Annotated in this window: 13 protein-coding genes; 12 read left to right on the top strand and 1 reads right to left on the bottom strand. The window is 37.0% G+C overall.

The features are described 5' to 3' along the window. Positions 1 to 80: 80 nt before the first annotated feature. Positions 81 to 407: a nucleotide pyrophosphohydrolase gene (locus tag JOE44_RS24525; protein ID WP_077418536.1), complete on the top strand. Its 327-nt coding sequence runs from the start codon at positions 81 to 83 to the stop codon at positions 405 to 407. Positions 408 to 415: 8 nt separating this feature from the next. Then, positions 416 to 2,596, top strand: a complete 2,181-nt coding sequence (locus JOE44_RS24520) for a DNA/RNA helicase domain-containing protein (protein ID WP_209788738.1) — start codon at positions 416 to 418, stop codon at positions 2,594 to 2,596. 41 nt (positions 2,597 to 2,637) lie between these two features. Here JOE44_RS24520 and JOE44_RS24515 read toward each other — a convergent pair whose 3' ends face one another. After that, positions 2,638 to 3,048: a helix-turn-helix transcriptional regulator gene (locus tag JOE44_RS24515; RefSeq protein WP_209788736.1), complete on the bottom strand. Its 411-nt coding sequence runs from the start codon at positions 3,046 to 3,048 to the stop codon at positions 2,638 to 2,640. A 299-nt stretch (positions 3,049 to 3,347) separates the two neighbouring features. On the opposite strand from JOE44_RS24515, the gene JOE44_RS24510 reads away from it, so the two are divergent. The 10 genes from JOE44_RS24510 (at position 3,348) to JOE44_RS24465 (ending at position 17,950) form a co-directional block, all read left to right on the top strand. Next, a complete protein-coding gene (locus JOE44_RS24510; RefSeq protein WP_245169857.1) occupies positions 3,348 to 3,857 on the top strand; it encodes a hypothetical protein in 510 nt (169 codons plus the stop codon). A gap of 1,529 nt (positions 3,858 to 5,386) precedes the next feature. Next, positions 5,387 to 7,039, top strand: coding sequence for a T9SS type A sorting domain-containing protein (locus tag JOE44_RS24505; protein ID WP_209788734.1), 1,653 nt, complete (start codon positions 5,387 to 5,389; stop codon positions 7,037 to 7,039). Positions 7,040 to 7,055: 16 nt separating this feature from the next. Further along, a complete protein-coding gene (locus JOE44_RS24500) occupies positions 7,056 to 10,484 on the top strand; it encodes a hypothetical protein (RefSeq protein ID WP_209788731.1) in 3,429 nt (1,142 codons plus the stop codon). Between the two features lie 20 nt (positions 10,485 to 10,504). Next, on the top strand, positions 10,505 to 13,825 hold the full coding sequence (locus JOE44_RS24495; RefSeq protein WP_209788728.1) for a DUF6443 domain-containing protein: 3,321 nt from the start codon (positions 10,505 to 10,507) through the stop codon (positions 13,823 to 13,825). 19 nt (positions 13,826 to 13,844) lie between these two features. Further along, a complete protein-coding gene (locus tag JOE44_RS24490) occupies positions 13,845 to 14,201 on the top strand; it encodes a hypothetical protein (protein ID WP_209788725.1) in 357 nt (118 codons plus the stop codon). 9 nt (positions 14,202 to 14,210) lie between these two features. After that, complete coding sequence (locus tag JOE44_RS24485; RefSeq protein ID WP_209788722.1) at positions 14,211 to 14,579, top strand: hypothetical protein; 369 nt, start codon at positions 14,211 to 14,213, stop codon at positions 14,577 to 14,579. Between the two features lie 95 nt (positions 14,580 to 14,674). Then, a complete protein-coding gene (locus tag JOE44_RS24480; protein ID WP_209789312.1) occupies positions 14,675 to 15,565 on the top strand; it encodes an RHS repeat-associated core domain-containing protein in 891 nt (296 codons plus the stop codon). Continuing rightward, entirely contained in the window at positions 15,555 to 16,142 is a 588-nt protein-coding gene (locus tag JOE44_RS24475; protein WP_209788719.1) for a hypothetical protein, read from the top strand. The genes JOE44_RS24480 and JOE44_RS24475 overlap by 11 nt, the downstream gene beginning before the upstream one ends. A gap of 322 nt (positions 16,143 to 16,464) precedes the next feature. After that, complete coding sequence (locus JOE44_RS24470) at positions 16,465 to 17,364, top strand: RHS repeat-associated core domain-containing protein (protein WP_209788716.1); 900 nt, start codon at positions 16,465 to 16,467, stop codon at positions 17,362 to 17,364. A 4-nt stretch (positions 17,365 to 17,368) separates the two neighbouring features. Beyond that, positions 17,369 to 17,950, top strand: coding sequence for an SMI1/KNR4 family protein (locus JOE44_RS24465; protein WP_209788713.1), 582 nt, complete (start codon positions 17,369 to 17,371; stop codon positions 17,948 to 17,950). Positions 17,951 to 18,051 lie beyond the last annotated feature (101 nt).

The raw sequence follows: 18,051 nt of genomic DNA, 5'->3' as shown, positions 1-18,051 counted from the left end.
CTAATATTTTCAAGATGATTATGCCCAAGTTTTTACTATTTTTAAGGTTGAATTAGATTTCAATTTATTAAATAGTGCTCATGATAGATAAAAGTACAATTGAAAAGCTTCTAAAATTTCGTGATGACAGAGACTGGGAACAGTTTCATAATTCCAAAGATTTAGCATTAGCTTTATCCATTGAAGCATCTGAACTTTTAGAAATATTTTTATGGAAGAAGAATGAAGATTTTGATAAAGATAAATTGGAAGAAGAATTAGCCGATGTATTCATGTATGGTTTACTCCTTGCAAATAAGAATAATATAGATATCAATAGTATTATTCTAAAGAAGTTACAGAGAAATAACGAGAAGTATCCTGTAGAAAAAGCAAAAGGAAAATCAAATAAGTACGATGATTTGTAGTACAAGAAATGAAGAATTTTACAATTACAGAGGAATACGATTTTGATCACCTCATAGAAACCAAAATAAATAATAATCATAAAGACTACTTATCCTGGCCAATAGTTTATTTTTTGAAAAATAAAAAAACTAAATCTGCTTATGTTGGAGAAACTACAGATGTATTAACCAGAATAAATACCCACTTAAAGTCAGAAGAAAAGAAACAGCTTTCATCTGTAAATCTTATTGTAAGTGATTTATTCCACAAATCTGCTACCTTAGATTTAGAATCAAATCTTATTAAATATATTTCAGCTGACGGACAATACACATTACAAAATGGGAATCTGGGAATTTCTAATCATCAATACCATGAAAAGAAAGTTTATTGGGATTTATTCAAAGACATTTGGGATGAACTTAGACAACTAGGTATATCCCGACATTCTCTTGACTTTATCAATAACTCAGATCTTTTTAAATATTCTCCGTATAAATCTCTTTCTAAAGAACAGATCAAAGGATTGAAAATGATTCTAAACTGTTTACTTGATGAAAATGCTAAAGTCAGTCTTATTCATGGAGGAGCTGGAACTGGTAAATCTATTTTAGCAATTTTTTTATTTAAACTATTGAAAACAAATTTAGAGGATTTCAACTATGCTGATTTTGATGAAGATGATGAAGACCTTTTCCTTTTACTAAAAAGGGTTAAAAATAAATTTAAGGATTTAAATATGGCATTAGTAATTCCAATGGCATCATTTAGAAAAACCATTTCTAATGTATTTAAGAATGTAAATGGCTTATCTGGAAAAATGGTAATAGGACCTTCAGATTTAGCAAAAAACAAATATGATCTTATTATAGTTGATGAAGGACATCGGCTGAGAAGGAGAGTAAATTTAGGATCTTACTTTGGAACATTTGATACAAATTGTGAAAAATTAGGATTAGATAAGTTTACTGCTTCTGAACTAGATTGGGTTACTCTACAAAGTAATAAATCGATCATTTTTTATGATCAATTTCAATCTATAAAACCTTCCGATGCAGAAAGAAGTAGTTTTAAAAAGTTAGAAGCTGAACCTTTAACACGTGTTGAAAAATTAAAAACTCAACTTCGGGTACGTGGTGGAAATAATTATATAAAATTAATTCACAAAATTTTTGATGCACCTGCTACACTTTCTTTAGAACCATATAAAACAGATGACTATGAATTCTATCTTTTTGATGATTTATCTCAAATGATTGATAAAATAAAAAAGAAGAACGAACTTCATGGTTTGTCAAGGATGGTAGCAGGATATGCCTGGGAATGGGTTTCAAGCAAAAATACTGAAGCTTATGATATTATTATTGGAGAAAACCAATTAAAATGGAACAGTGTTTCTGTAGATTGGGTCAATTCACCTAATTCTATCAATGAGGTTGGATGCATTCATACTACACAAGGTTATGATTTGAATTATACAGGAGTAATTATAGGACCTGAATTGGATTACGATTTTGTATCTGGAAAATTTATTATTGATAAGCAAAAGTATAAAGATAAGAATGGTAAAAACTCTATTAAAAATGAAGAAGAATTATTAGATTTTATTATCAATATTTATAAAACCATATTGTTGAGGGGAATAGAAGGTACTTATATTTATGCATGCAATGAAAATTTGAGACGCTTTCTTCAGCAGTTTATTCTATCTTATAACCCTTACTCCACTGATAAGAAATCAATAAAATTTTCCAATACTCCTACAGAAAGTTCAATTCCTTTCTACGATTTAAATATTGCGGCAGGCTCTTTTTCTGAATTGCAGCAATTAGAAAAGGTGAAATTTATAGAACTTGATAGTATAGAAAATAGAGATGATTATTTTGCATGCACTGTAATAGGTGAATCAATGAATAAAATCATTCCCAATGGGAGTATTTGTTTGTTCAAAAAATATAACGGAGGTTCTCGTAACGGACTAATCACTTTAGTTGAGGGAAGAAACATTGCTGACTTAGAATTTGGAAGCAATTACACTATTAAAGAATATTCCAGCAAAAAATTAACTGATGAAGAAGGATGGCATCATGAAGAAATAGTATTGCTACCTCAATCCTACGATTCTAATTTTGAGCCTATCATTCTTAGAGATGAGGAAACGATTGATTTTAAAACTCTAGGTATTTTTGTAAAAGTATTAAAAAAATAAAAAAGGTTCAGCACATGCTGAACCTTTTTCTATATCTTAAGTTATCCCTTCTCAATCAACTTCTCCAACCTCTCCATCATCTCATCCTTCTCCTTCAGCATCCTCTCATAAAGAGCAATTTTTTCATCATGCAACTGAACTATTTTCTCAATAGGATGAAAATTAATTGTACCATAATTAAATGAATTACTGAAAGCATGCTCACCAAACGTATTAGAAATAATATTCACCGCCTGCTCCTCATCAAAATTCTGAAACGCTTCCACCGGAATTTTCAATACTTCAGAAATTCTTTTCAGTAAAGGGTCTTCAATAATTTCTTTCTGTTCCAGCAGAGAAACTTTCTTCTGGTTCCAGTCGTCCCCAAGGTCAAGAGCCAATGCTTCCTGCTTGATGCCCAGCATTTCTCTGAATCGTTTTACATTGCGTCCCTGATGTATTTTATGTTCCATGATAATTCAACATTTATGAGGCTTAAATATAGAAAAATATTTATAAAAACGGTGCTTAAAAAACAGCTTAATTACAATCTCTGTTCTTCATGATGATCCTGTGAAACGGGTCTCCTCTCCTATTTCGCCATTTCCATTTTTATACCCTCTTTTTTTCTTTAAAAACCTAGAAAAAACAAACCCTGTTATACCGTTTTCACTTTCTGATGAACACACTCTGAAAATCTTATAACACCCTATTTTTCTATGCCCTGCACTCGCTATATTTGATTCAACAAACAACCAAAAAACACAATATTATGGCGCTAGACAATTTAATCAGTGTAAGCTTTTCAAAAACAGATTTGGAAACCATTGACAAAGCGATTCAGGACATCCAGTCTGTACTTACAGGAAAAACCATCAATCTTACTCCTGAACAGCGACAGCAATACGGAAGAATTGCAGAACAGAACAAACTCTTCGTGAATAAAGCAAAAATCTATATGGAACAGTATCCGCAATATGTTCCTCCCTTCCTGGATAAAGCAGAATTCGACAAAGATTATACCGCCAGAGAACAGATTGAACAAAGACTGCAGCAGATGGATTCCTTAGCAGAACAGCTTTCAGATACCAAAGTATTGCTGGATCACGACAATTATCACAACTCGATCAGCTTTTACAGGAATATCAGATTTCTTTCTGAAGAGAATGTACCGGGAACCAATGTCATTTATGATGATATGAGACAGTTTTTTGTAACCACACAAACTCCTCAGCAAATTCAAACTCCTCCATCCTCAACAGATCCTAATACTTCTTCTTAGTCAATAGTACTAGCAAATACATCTTCTCTCCACATGAGCACGTGAAAACGTGCTTTTTTTGTGATTATTCATCTGCCGATTTTTGGGTGAAAATCTCACATTGATCAAAGTCGAAATGTTGTTGCCTCTTAAAAATACAGTAAGCCTAAAAACTTTGCGACTTTGCGTTTCAAACAAAATAAATAGTATACATTATCCACCCTTGCAGATTTTAAGATTTGCTAAAAATGGTTGGAAATCGCAAAGGCGCAAGAGCTTATCATAAGGACGCTTTTTAAGGCGCATGGATTTTATCTCCGATAAAATTTCTGATAGTTTATTATAATTTCCTGGTTGAAAACCTCACATTGATCAAAGTCGAAATGTTCTTGCGCCTTAAAAATATAGTAAGCCTAAAAACTTTGCGCCTTTGCGTTTCAAACAAAATAAATACTATACATTATCTTCACTCACAGATTTTAAGAGTTGCTAAAAATGGTTGGAAATCGCAAAGGCGCAAGCTCTTATCATAAGGATGTTTTTTTAAGGCGCAAGGATTTTATCTCCGATAAAATTTTCTGATACTTTATTATAATTTCCTGGTTGGAAATCTCACATTGAGCGAAGCCGAAATGTTCTTGCGTCTTAAAAATACAGTAAGCCTAAAAACTTTGCGCCTTTGCGTTTCAAACAAATATCTGATTAGATTTTTTTTAAAACGCAAAGTTCTATTAGCTATAATGGATGATTTGAGAAAGCAAAGAAGAGTAGCTGCGTGGATAGTGAAACAGCTTTTTAAAATAGCATTTTACCGCCTCTACCCTCTTCCTAACCCTCTCCAGGCAGTATAGCAACCGTCCCGAGCCCCTTATATAACGGTCTGGAGCCTCTTCAGAAGTCCCTGGAGCCCCTTATCCAAGTCCGTCTACCCCCTTACCTAAGGGGGTATAGCCCCTTCATGAAGGGGGTGGAGACCGTTTGGAAGTCCCTCCAGAGGCTTATTGAAGTGGCTGGAGGGACTTCGGAAGAGGGTAAAGCCCCTTTTAAGAGCCATTTTATTAAAAATTCTTTTATTTCTGTAAGCAGAGGACGAAGAGGTGTAATAGTATGGCTGCTTCCAATAATTTCTCTTTTAAAAATTTAATAGTCATAAACAGATGTTTTTAAATAGTATAAGACATGCTGTTGCTTCACGAGGATATTTTTGCATATACCAAAGTAACATTCATACAAATAGGTCAGATTTTTACCATCGGCCCATTAGGGGTAAAAAGCAATAACTATAATTTTTTTAGTCAGTTAAATCCAATCAGCGGATATTCTTCAACACCTTTTAAAATACTAAAAATCAGTTTAATGTGTACACATTGACGCTCAATTTTATGCACATAAATTACAATATTTTTCACCCCTAAAAAATATTATTATAAATAGTTTTGAAACATTTCTGAGCCTATAAAAGCATCTGATTCTCAAAAAAGATAATAAAAAAGAATTGGATTAACCATGATCTATCAGAACAAACTATGTTAACTTAAAACAACACGGGAATGAAAAAAAATTATCTCAGTGCATTCACTCTATGCACAATCCTCGGCGTATCCGCTCAGGAAGTAGTGTGGCAGAAAGACCTCAAATCCTCCACTCAGGATTTTCTCAGCCAGGTCACTACCACCATCGATCAGCAGTATCTGATCACCGGAAGTTCTATACAGTCAGGAAGCGGAAAGCTGGAGGCTGGAAGTAAGCAAAACAACGGTTACGATTTTCATCTGGTAAAACTGAACCAGCAGGGACAGGAAGTCTGGGAGAAATATTTCTCTGGATTCAACCATGATTATTTATCCGCAACCGTCACCACCCAGGATGGCGGATTTTTATTAGCCGGAACATCGTATTCAGGAAAAGGACTGGATAAAAAAGAAGATTCCAAAGGAGGCTCGGATATCTGGCTGATCAGAATCAATGAATTTGGCGATGAATTATGGCAGAAAACTCTGGGAAGTTCTTCCGATGAAGAAGCCAGAGCAGTGATTCAAACCACGGATTCAGGATTTTTTATAGCAGGATCCTTCACCTCCGCCCAGGACTCCAAAATGAAAGGCTATGGTTCAAAAGATGTCTTAATAACAAGATTGGACAAAGACGGAAAAGAATTATCCCAATTAATTCTAGGGGGAAAAGGGTTAGATGAGGTAGAAAAAATGATTCCAACCCGTGACGGCGGAGCATTACTCGGAATTTATTCAAGAAGCTCATCTGTTAGGACAAATAATCAGCAATCAACGACCAACACTAATATTCCGTCTGACAGACCTGCAACCCATAACCTGTTATCTGCAACCTCAAAGCAAAGCGACAGCTTCGGTGAAGGCGACTATTGGATTGTAAAACTCGACAAAAACGGAAAGGTAGAATGGGAAAAGAACTTTGGAGGGAAAGCAGATGATCATATCAGAACCTTGGCGTTGACTTCAAATGGCTTTGTGATGGGGGGAGAATCCAGATCAGAAAGATCAGGGAATAAAACGGTAGGCCTGGAAGAAGGAACAGACCTCTGGCTGATCGCACTGAACGACAGAGGCGAAGAACAATGGCAGAAGTCCTACAACTTTGGAAACCGTGATGTGCTGATGGGGATGAGTGTGATTCAGAGCCAGGATGCAAGAACCAAGAATCAAGACTTTACCAAAGGAATATTGCTGGGAGGGTATACTCAGGCAGAAGGAAGAATAGAGAAGGATGATGAAACATTTTGGCTACTGTACATTGACCAGTTAGGGAACGAAGCATGGAGAAAGCATGTGAGTGGAGAATCGAGACAAAAAGAGGAAAGACTTTCTGATGTAAAACTGAACAGAGACGGCTCTATTATTCTGGCCGGAACAAGTGCAGAAGAACTGGGCAAAGAAAACTGGAAGATTGTAAAGCTGGGCGATAAACAAGTGGATCAGCTTATTGAGAAATACGACATCAAAATTTATCCAAACCCTGTTTCAGACTATGCTTACGTAGAAATCGGCTTTGATTTTAAGGATGCTGACATTCTGTTGTATGATATGTCTGGAAGACAGCTTCAAAACCTGAAAACCACAAACAAAGTAACCAAAATCAACACTCAGGCTTTGGTTCAGGGAGCCTATCTGGTGACAATAAAAACTGATACCAACAAAACGGCGAATGCCAAGCTAATTAAAAAATAACAATAAAAACACAATCATGAAAAAAAATATAAGCAGTTTATTTTTCTGTTTATCCCTTGGGACTGCATTAGCACAAACTACGGGCAGCAAGCAATCAACACTTCCTAATATCATTCCTCCTTCTTCGGAGTCCTATAAACTGGGAGCATTTGGAAACCTTCCGGTAAGCCTTTTTACAGGGAACGCCAATGTAGACATCCCTATAACATCCTTTGCCACTGAAAATATCAACATTCCCATCAGACTTAATTATTTTTCCAATGGGATAAAAGTAGACGATATGAACGGCTCTACAGGATTGGGCTGGACGCTTACTTCCGGAGGCGTAATCACCCGAATCATTCGTGATCTTCCGGATGAAAATAACCTCACAAATGTCTCTATACCCACCAATTTTGATGAGATAGGGGCTAATAACCCTATAGCCATGCAGTTTTTTCAGGATGCTTCTAATGATAATGTAGATACGGAACAGGATTTATATATGGCCAGTTTCGGGGGAATGCAAATCAAGTTTATTTTTGACAAGAAGGGAATTCCTGTCATCTATTCTCAAAAAGACATCATCATTGAAGGAAAAAGCGGTGGGGATTCATTTACCATTACCACGGATGATGGTATCAAGTACTATTTTACGGATAAAGAATCTACCTCCAACCGTACCTCGGGTGCAGGACATTCTTTGATCAGCATTTCTACAACAGCCTGGTATCTGACAAAAATTGAAGATACTTCCAGCGGAGAAATTGTATTTATCGAAAATGTAGAGGGTGGATATACAGCTACCATGAGCCAGTCTCAGACTTTATCCTATACCAGTCCCAACAGTGGGCCAATGTTTTCTTCCTGTGGAAACCCCACATTTATAAGGTATCCTCAAGTCAGCGAATTGATCAGCCACAACCAGACGGTTAATGGCAAGCAGATTAAAAGAATCTACAGCAATAATCCTTCTCAGGGCGAAATTATATTTGATTATTTTCAGTCGGGAGGAAGTTCGGACTACAAACGATTACAAAAGATCACCAAAAAAGTGAATAACAGCATGATCAATGATGTTACTTTAAACTATACCCTCACCGCTAATAACCGATTGTTTCTGAATTCTGTTTCTGACAATGTATCGGGCAGTTCGTACAGTTTTCAGTATAACCAGCCTGACCAGTTCCCACCCAGGCTTTCATTTGGCAGGGATGACTGGGGATATTTCAATGGAATTGAAAGTAACTCTAATCTGCTTCCCTATATCCCCAAAATTATGAGTTGGAGCGGTTATCAATCTTCTGCAAGAGGTGTTGTCCCTTTTAAAACTTCTATCGGAATACTGCAAAAAATTACGTATCCCACTAAAGGCTTTTCAGAATTTTTCTACGAAAACAATACAGTGGTGGAAAAGGGTGTAGTCCTTATCCCTGAAAAGAAGAATGGAGTTCAGATTGGAGCACAGAAAGGAAGCAGTGGCCCGCAGGGAACGAACTCCACTACATTTATGTCTGTAAAAGATGAAGAAATTACCATAGGCGGAGGAGCATGGTTCAATAGTGATGCCTGCGATGCCCAATGGGAAGTTCCGGGTAAACACCGTGCTGTTGCCCAGCTTAAACGGGCGAATGGGCAAAGTGTCACTCTTTATCAAAAAACACAAAGCGGTATGCTGACAAGTCCAACCACTTCCCTTACACTTCCAGCACCTTATGCCTATTATGCCATGATTCCCAAAAACGAAATGCTTACCCTGTCGCTCAGTACCCTTTTTGTATGCGTACAGGCGGAGGCATCAGCAACTTATACGGAAGCACTGGAAGTAAGAGGAGACAAAGAAGAGCCCATTGGAGGGTTAAGAATTGCTAAAATTGTAGATACCACAGAAAACGGAGTCGCTACAACCAGAAAGTTCGTTTACCATGATCTTGGTGAACAGACCACGGAAGCGATTGTACTGAGAACTCCAGAGTTTGAAGAGCAGTTGGATTATACAATGACCTGCAATACGACACCTAATCCGGGCAATAATGGTGGGAATGTCCCTACAGGCGTAGAGCGGTTTCCGTACTACACCATAACGTCAACGAATATCAATCAACTCTTCGCTACTCATCCCAATGTTTTCTACAAGACCGTTCAGGAGATTGTTGAAGGAAAATCAAATATCATCCACCATTATTCCACAGACGCTGATGATTTCGGCAAAGTGCTGTATGGAAAAAACATCAGAAACTCTGTCCTGACCAATTTAGGCTGGAATAACGGAAAAGAGAAACTGACACAATATCTGGACAGCGGAAATAACCTGGTTCGGACTATAGAAATGAACTATGAAGAGGATAACAACCGCAAGTATCAGGTAGATGGTTTTTCGATCAGAAAAAATTATGATCATCCGGTAACACAAAATGTAACAAGAACCTGCACGGCAGAGGATGTTGCGAGAACCTATGATTACACCTACTGCAGTGCCAACCATTCTCATTTCTATACAACTACAGATGGAAATAAAAACTGCCATGCCATAGGGGCAAATAACCAAACTATCACGTATAAAGATATTTGTTATGGGAAAAGTGTTGGAGAAGTCATTGCGTTTGCTGATCAACTGGACAATCTTGACATCATGCAGTATAAGAACATTTCGCGTTTTGAGTATCTGAAGTCCCAGAAAACAATAGATTATCTCAACGGCAATGCCATGAAAACAGAAACCCAGTATTTCTACACCAATCCTAAACACCATCAACTGACCAGTGAGAAAACAATTTTTCCAGACCTTTCCACAGCAGAAAAAACGCATCAGTACGCCCATGAAAAAAACAACCAGCTGATGATTGATAAAAATATGGTGGGCATCCCTTTAGAAAGCCAAACACAGCAAACGGCAAATAATATCACCAAAGTGATCTCCCGTGATGAGACTGTTTATCCAGCCGCTTTGCCCCATGCAACCACGGGAAATTTAGTGCTTCCATTAGCTGAATATTCTTATGATGCATTAAGCCCTGCTATTTCCTCAAAGGAGGTTACCTATGAAAAATATGATGAAAAGGGAAACATTCTCCAGTACAGGGAGAAAGACGGTACTCCGGTAAGTATTGTCTGGGGTTATAACAAGACCAGGCCGATTGCCAAAGTTGTAGGCTCTACCTATAGTCAAATCGAAGGAATGATAAATACTATCGTAACTAAGTCCAATGAAGATGCAGCAGATCCCACCAAAGAAGCTGAGTTATTACTGGCTCTTGATGCCTTTCAGCCTGTGGGAATGACCACCAAATATACCTATGATCCTTTGGTAGGAGTAACCACCATAACGCCACCGTCAGGAATCAGGGAACTCTATGTCTACGACAGCGCTAACCGATTAAAACAGGTTCAGTTAAGGGAAAGGGATAATACCGGAACCTACAGCTATAAAGTGGTGAAAGAATTCAGATATCACTATAAACAGTAAGCACCCATAAAAAAACACCCATGAAAAAAATACACCTATTAGGTCTGCTGTTGATCGCCATGCTGACCTCTGCACAAAGTATCTCAGAAAACTATATACAATCCCAAACCTGCCTGAGCGGAGACTGCAGCAAAAAGACAGAAACCCTTACCTATTTTGATGGACTGGGAAGACCCAAGCAGATTGTCAGCGTAAAAGCGACCACAACAGGAAAAGACCTGGTGACTCCTATTATTTACGATGCCTTCGGAAGACAGGTAAAGGATATTCTTCCAGTTCCTGCCAATACCCTCAATTCAGGCATTCATACCGGGATTATCGATGAAACTGCGGCTAATTCTTACTACGGAACAGCCAATGCCTATACGGAAAAGGAGATGGAGAATTCTCCCTTAGACAGGCTAAAGCAAGTGGCTCAGCCTGGTGACCCCTGGAAAATGGCGGGCGGACATACACAAAAGCTTACCTATGAAGTGAACCTGGGTTCAGAGGTAAAGAAATTTATCACGAGTACAACCACGGCTACATCTGGAGCAGATCATAAAACCATTTCCTCTGTATCCATAGTGCCGGGCAGTGAGTTTTATGCCCCGGGAACTTTATACAAGGATACCGTAACCGATGAAGATGGAACACCTGTTATAGAGTTTCAGAACGGGCGTGGTGAGACGGTACTGATACGCCGTACTGATGGAACCCAAAATATTGATACCTACTATGTCTACAATGAATATGGGCAAAAGGCATTTGTAATTCCCGCTTTAGCAGTAAAAAAGATTGAGCAGAATAATAATGTTATTTCCACCGATATTCTAAACAGCCTTTGTTATCAATACCGCTACGACGGCCAGTACAGGCAGGTGGAAAAAAGACTGCCCGGAAGGGATGATTGGGAATCTGTAGTATATGATGCTTCTGACCGTCCGGTGCTTACCCAGGATGTCAACCTGAAAAATAAAGGACAATGGCTGTTGACCAAGTATGATGCTCTGGGACGTGTTGCCTATACCGGACTTATGGCAGGTGGAGAAAGAGCAGCCATGCAAAGCCAGCTTGCTTCTCAGGTGGTCAGTGAAAACCAGACAGCAAATGGATTTGATAAAAATGGCTTCATCGTCTATTACACCAATAATTTCCTATCCGGCTTTACGACACTTTTAACGGTTAATTACTACGACTCTTATCCAAGAGATACTAAGGAATTTCCCCCTGCAAAAATCCTCGATCAATATGTAATTAACGAAGACAAATCGCTTAACGGAGGAGCCAGTACCCAAGGGCTGCCCACGGCATCTTATGTAAAAAATATTGAGGATGATAACTGGACCAAAACCTATTTCTACTACAATACAAAGAGTGAGAAAGTAGCGGAGAAAAGCTGGAATCAACTGGGTGGATATACAAAAAAGGAATTCAAACTTGATTTTTCCGGTGCTGTGGATGAAAGCTATACCTATCACAAAAAAGGGGCTTCAGATGCTGAGGTTACCATCCAGGAAAGGTTTGTATATGATGACCAGAAAAGGCTATTGAAACACTATCACAAGGTGAACAGCCAAATGGAAGAACTGCTGGCAGAAAACACCTACAACGATCTTGGACAGCTTATCAATAAAAAAACAGGGAATACCACGGATACTCCTTTACAGTCGATAGATCATACCTACAATATCCGTGGATGGCTTACCAAAGTGAATGATCCTGCCAACCTGAACGGGAAGCTTTTTGGTTATGAGCTGAAATATCATAATCCCGTGTATTCTACGGTGTCTACAGGAAAATACAATGGGAATATTGCAGAAATAGACTGGTCAAGTGCAGATACCGGAACATTCAGAAGGTATAATTATCAATACGATGGATTAGATCGCTTAAAAAACGGAATCTATTCTGAACCCAATGCCACCGTTCCACAGAATGATTATTACAATGAAGCTTTGACCTATGATCTCAATGGGAATATCCAAACCCTTAAAAGAAACAGGTTTTTGACAGGGTTTGGGGCACAGCTGATTGATGATCTTACTTATACTTACAATGGCAACAGAGTAAATACGGTGAGTGATGCTTCAAGTAATTATGCAGGGTATCCCGCTTCAGTATCCACCGCAATTCCTTATGACGGTAACGGAAATATGATCAGCCACGAGGATAGAGGTATTCTGCAGATAGACTATAACTACCTTAATCTTCCCAACTCCATAAAATTTAATAGATTATACAATAGCCATGACTTTGTAAATACCTACAACTTCAACACAAAATACCTGTATAATGCTGCGGGAATCAAGCTAAGAAAAGTTTACACGCATGGAACTGGTAGAGCACAGATTGAAGCCGTCAGCAAAACAGATTATTTAGATGGATTTCAGTATACCAATGAGGTATTAAGCTTTGTGCCGACCTCAGAGGGCTATTATGACTTCGTTCAGAATAAGTATATTTACCATTATACCGATCAGGTAGGAAACATCAGACTTGCGTATTACAAAGATGCTTCCGGAAACCTGAAAATAGACAGGACTACTCATTACTATCCTTTTGGATTGGAGTTTGGAGATTATTTAGGGACATCTCTTTCAATATCTCCGAATTATAAGTACTCTTCCCAAGGACAAGAAAAGCAAACGGAAACAGGCTGGAGTTCTTACCATTGGCGTAATTATGATGCTTCAATGGCGAGGTTTTTTAATGTAGATCCGCTTAGTGAAAAATATGCTTATCAGTCACATTATAATTTCTCTGAAAACAGGGTTGTTGATGGTAAGGAATTAGAGGGATTGGAATGGGTAGGAATCGCTACCAGATTTATGCCAATGATGGAAAATACAGGAATCCGTCCTGTTATTGAACCTCTATCAAAACCAGAAGTAATTGAAGGAACGTCAAAAGCAAGTAGATTTTCCAAAGAACAGCTGGAGCATTTTAACTTAGGAAGGAAAGTAGAAAAAGAAGTACTCGATAAAATGGGATTAGAAAAAAATACTGAAACTTTTGAATTTAAAGATCCTAAAACAGGAAAATTAGAAAGAACAATTCCTGATGCAATGACGAAGGATGGTGGTACCGTTGAGGTAAAACATGTTCAAAAACAGTCATTGACTAAACAATTAAGAGGTCAAATAGAAATCTCAAAACAAAATGGTGCTGAAGCTCTTTTAAAACTAAATGAAAAAGCTACAACTACTAAATCTCTTGAAAGATCGGGTATAAGAATTGAAAGATACCAACCTTCTATACCAAAAACAGATAATATAAAAGCTAATAGCAACCCTCCTGCGTTTATACGTTCTCAACCTGTTCGAAAAGATGCATGTGCTAAAATTCCTAATTGTATTTAATATAATAAAGTAAAGAATAATGAACAATGTCGAAAAATTAATCAAAGCAATACAAGAACAAGCTGAGAAATTTTTAGTTGAGAATGGGGAGTTTGCACCTTTTGCAACGTATATAAGAGAAAACGGCAAATTAACATATATTGGAACATATTCTGAAACAGCAGATTCAAAAGAAATGTATGAAACTCTTTTAAATGGAGCTTATGAGAAATTGAAAGATGAAGATGTAAGACTTTATGCCATAGGTTTAGACGGAAAGTTTAATGGCATGGACGTATTAGTTATAGAAATAATTTTATCTCCTGATGATAGATATATTGCTAAATATCCTTATGCTTTGGGAGAGAACGATGTTATATTTGGTGATAAAATTTAGCAAATTACTATGTCAGAAAAATATATAACAGGAATTAGTCAAATCGTTGAAACAAGTAAGAAATTCTTGAAAGAGCTAAAGGAGTTTGCACCCTTTGGGCTAATTTATAAGAATGGAGAATGGATGGATTTGGCAACTTATGATGATTCTATGGATTCTAATAAGATGAAAAGTTTTTTAATCAATACAATAATGAAGGATTTTGAAGAAGGAAATACTGAGTTTGGAGCAGTATGTGTTGATGCTAGAATTAAGGATATAGGAGATGTAATAATAATCTATAATACATCGAATGGAAAAGATTGGTATGAGCTAGTCTATAAGTATGAATTTGATGGTGAAGATGTCCAGATTGTAAAAAAAAATATTGAATATTGAGAATGTTATTTTTCAAATGTTAATGATTTAGGGTATTGATCTCAATACCCTAATTTTTAAGAACCAAAACATATACTACCGATCATCAAGGAAACATCAGAGTTGCGTATTATAAGGATGCTTCCGGAAACCTGAAAATAGACAGGACAACGAACTTTTATCCATTTGGACTTGAATTTGGAGGAGATCTGAGCACTGCCAATTCAATATCTCCAAACTACAAGTACTCTTCCCAGGGGCAAGAAAAGCAAACAGAAACAGGCTGGAGTTCTTACCGATGGAGAAACTATGATGCTTCAATGGCAAGGTTCTTTAATGTTGACCCTTTAGCAGAACAGTATCATATCTGGTCTACCTATGCATTCAGCGGAAACAGGGTTGTAGATGCAAGAGAGTTAGAAGGATTAGAGCCTGTACCGCTACCAATATATGCACCTGGGATTGTAGCAGCTCCACCTGGATATTCAGTAAAATCGGGAGCAGGATCAGCGGTATATGAGCAGATGAAGAGTAATGCCGTTAATAACTATAATGGCTTAATGCGTGGATTAGCTGCTCAAATATCCGTTATTGCGGCAGTAGGTATCACCGGAATATCCATTGCTAACCGCGTTCTGAATAACGATAATGATAAAAAAGATAGTAAATCTGAAAAAGATAGCACCGAAAAAGGTAAAGCCAAAAGTGGCAGGTCGAAGGAAAAAGGAGTTGTATATGAAGTTCCTGAAGACGGAACTGAATCGGGGGTGCCATATGTAGGTAGAACTAAAAAAGGTAATCCAAGTAAGAGAGGTGGAAAAGATGATGGCAGGGATAGAAAAAAAGCAAAGGTCATTGATGAATATGATCCTAAGAATCCAGAAGAAGGAGCATTTAAAGAGCAGAAAGCCATTGATGAAAGAGGCGGAATAGGTAAATTGGATAACAAAAGAAATGAAATGAACCCAGAACGTTTTAACAAAGTAAAAGCAAAATATGAAAGATAAAGAATTCAATAATTTTTGGAATTGGATTAAAAATAATATTGAATATTTAACTCCCAAAAAAATTACAGAGGAGTATATTAATCTATTAGACACTGAAATTGAAAAGATTGGTGATTTCTCTTGGGAAATTGGATTTGATAATAGAGAAGATAAGAATTTTTTAACAATTTCACCGGAAGGGGATGCAGAATTATTGAAACTTTCAAAAAGTATTATTAATGAGGCACCCCCAATTGAAGGTTGGATTTTTTATTCTGCTAAGCCTCCTAAACAATGGAAACTAATATTTAACCTTTTAATAAATGATGAAAAAGTTCAGTTTAATGCAACCGAATGGAAATATGTTCTTTACAAATATCCTGACAATGTCTATGATGTCGTAATACAAGTTCCAAAATCGTATATTCCTTATGAAGATTATTTTGATCAAATAGGTGATATTGCGATTACAGGTGAACTTGGTGAAGCCTTTGTAATTGAGTACATAAATGAAATTGAGTTAGTGTATAAATTCGAGGAGCGAGCAATGGGAAAGGAAAAAGATTTTGTTTACCTGAAAACTGAAATATTGATGTAGAAGGATAGTTTACTATCATAATATAGAAAAATGAATAATATTGGGTAATGTTTCAAACATGTTGGTAATGAATTAGAGTATTGGAAACCAACACTCTAATTCATTACCAACACTAGTTAAAATTTGAATTTGAGATAATATTGCGGTAGGCAGAGCAGAAGAAAAGAGAAAAATAGGCTATGTAAAATATTGAAGATCATACCTGGTGATTCAGATTTGTTGGTAAATAATAACTTAGGTAGGAAACATCAGAGTTGCGTATTATAAGGATGCTTCCGGAAATCTGAAAATAGACAGGACAACTCATTTTTATCCTTTTGGATTGGAGTCTGGAGATTATTTAGGGACATCTCTTTCAATATCTCCGAATTATAAGTACTCTTCCCAAGGACAAGAAAAGCAAACGGAAACAGGCTGGAGTTCTTACCGTTGGAGGAATTATGATGCTTCAATGGCAAGGTTCTTTAATGTTGATCCATTAAGTGAAGACTATGCTTATCAGTCACATTATAATTTCTCTGAAAACAGAGTTGTAGATGGTAGAGAACAGGAAGGCTTAGAGTGGCAAAGCACAAAAAGAGCACAAGATCTTCCTGGTGATCCTGCAGAATTTGCAGAAATGATTGGTGGCGGGATTAACAGTCTAAGAGCTGCGGTAGCCAATAATGTTGCAAGAACAGCTAACTTTTTCACCAATGATGCTGTAAGAAATAAATATGTAGTTGGTGAAGAAGGCGGGCTGACTTTGCTTACAGGAGTTCCTAAAGAATCCTTGAAAGAGAAAGTAGCAAACGGTGCTCTTGATTGGGGTACTATACTTTTATCAGTTGCTGGCGGACCTGAAGGAGCATTAACGGCGCAAGGTGGGAAATCGCCTGCTGTAAAAGGGTTTGAAGAGGTAAAAGATGCGGTAAAAACATCAAGCATTGCTAGCCAGCGTCAAGGGGCTGTTAGGAAAGCTTGGAAAGAAGAACAAAGCATGGTGGAAAGAACAGCGGGAAGAGGAACTAGAAGGTGGAACTCAGCTCAATTAAAAGAATTGAAAGAAACTGGCAAAGTAAAAGGAATGAAAGGGCATCATATTAATAATGTTAAGCATCATCCTGAAATGGCTGGAGATCCTAACAATATTGAGTTCGTAACAACAAAAGAACATTTGCTACGACATAATGGAAATTTTAGAAATAAAACTACTGGAACTTTAAAAAATCGTAAAGATTAAAATTATGTATAAAGAAATAAGAGAGCTTATTTATAAGTTTCAAAATTTAGGAACAGTAAACTCTAGCGATGGAGCAATGTTAATAGGTCACATACCATTTAAAGCTCCGGAAGCTTGGCTAAATGAAATGTTCCCTGTATTAGATAATAGTGAAATTGATAGTTTAGAAGATCAGTTAGATACAAGTATACCAGAGGAATACAAGACTTTTTTGCAAAAATTCAGTAATGGTTTGATACTTCTAGCCGCAACATTAAGTCTTGATGGATTTCGAAGACAATTGACGCGTGATCCAAAAGCAAATTCAAGGCAACCTTTTTCAATTATCACTCCGAATGTTTATGAGAGGCCTGATAATTCAAAAGAAAGTTATTTTTTTATTGGAGGATATCAATGGGACGGTTCACTCTTATATATAGATAAAGATACTAATATTGTGCATTGTGGTTCACCACATGACGCAACTTCAAAAGTTCAATGGAATTCCTTTGAAGAAATGTTATTATCCGAATTGAAGCGTTTGTATACTTTCTTTGATGATGAGGGAAGAGAGATAGATGAAGATGTTTCAACGCTTCCATATTAAATCAACAATTTTAAAGAATTGCTATTGATAATTTAGGGTATTAAAAACAATACCCTAAATTTTAATAAAGTAATTTACTATCAGGTAGGAAACATCAGAGT

Source organism: Chryseobacterium sp. PvR013 (genome assembly GCF_017833095.1).
Classification (GTDB): Bacteria; Bacteroidota; Bacteroidia; order Flavobacteriales; family Weeksellaceae; genus Chryseobacterium; species Chryseobacterium culicis_A.
This window is presented reverse-complemented; position numbering and strand designations above follow the sequence as displayed.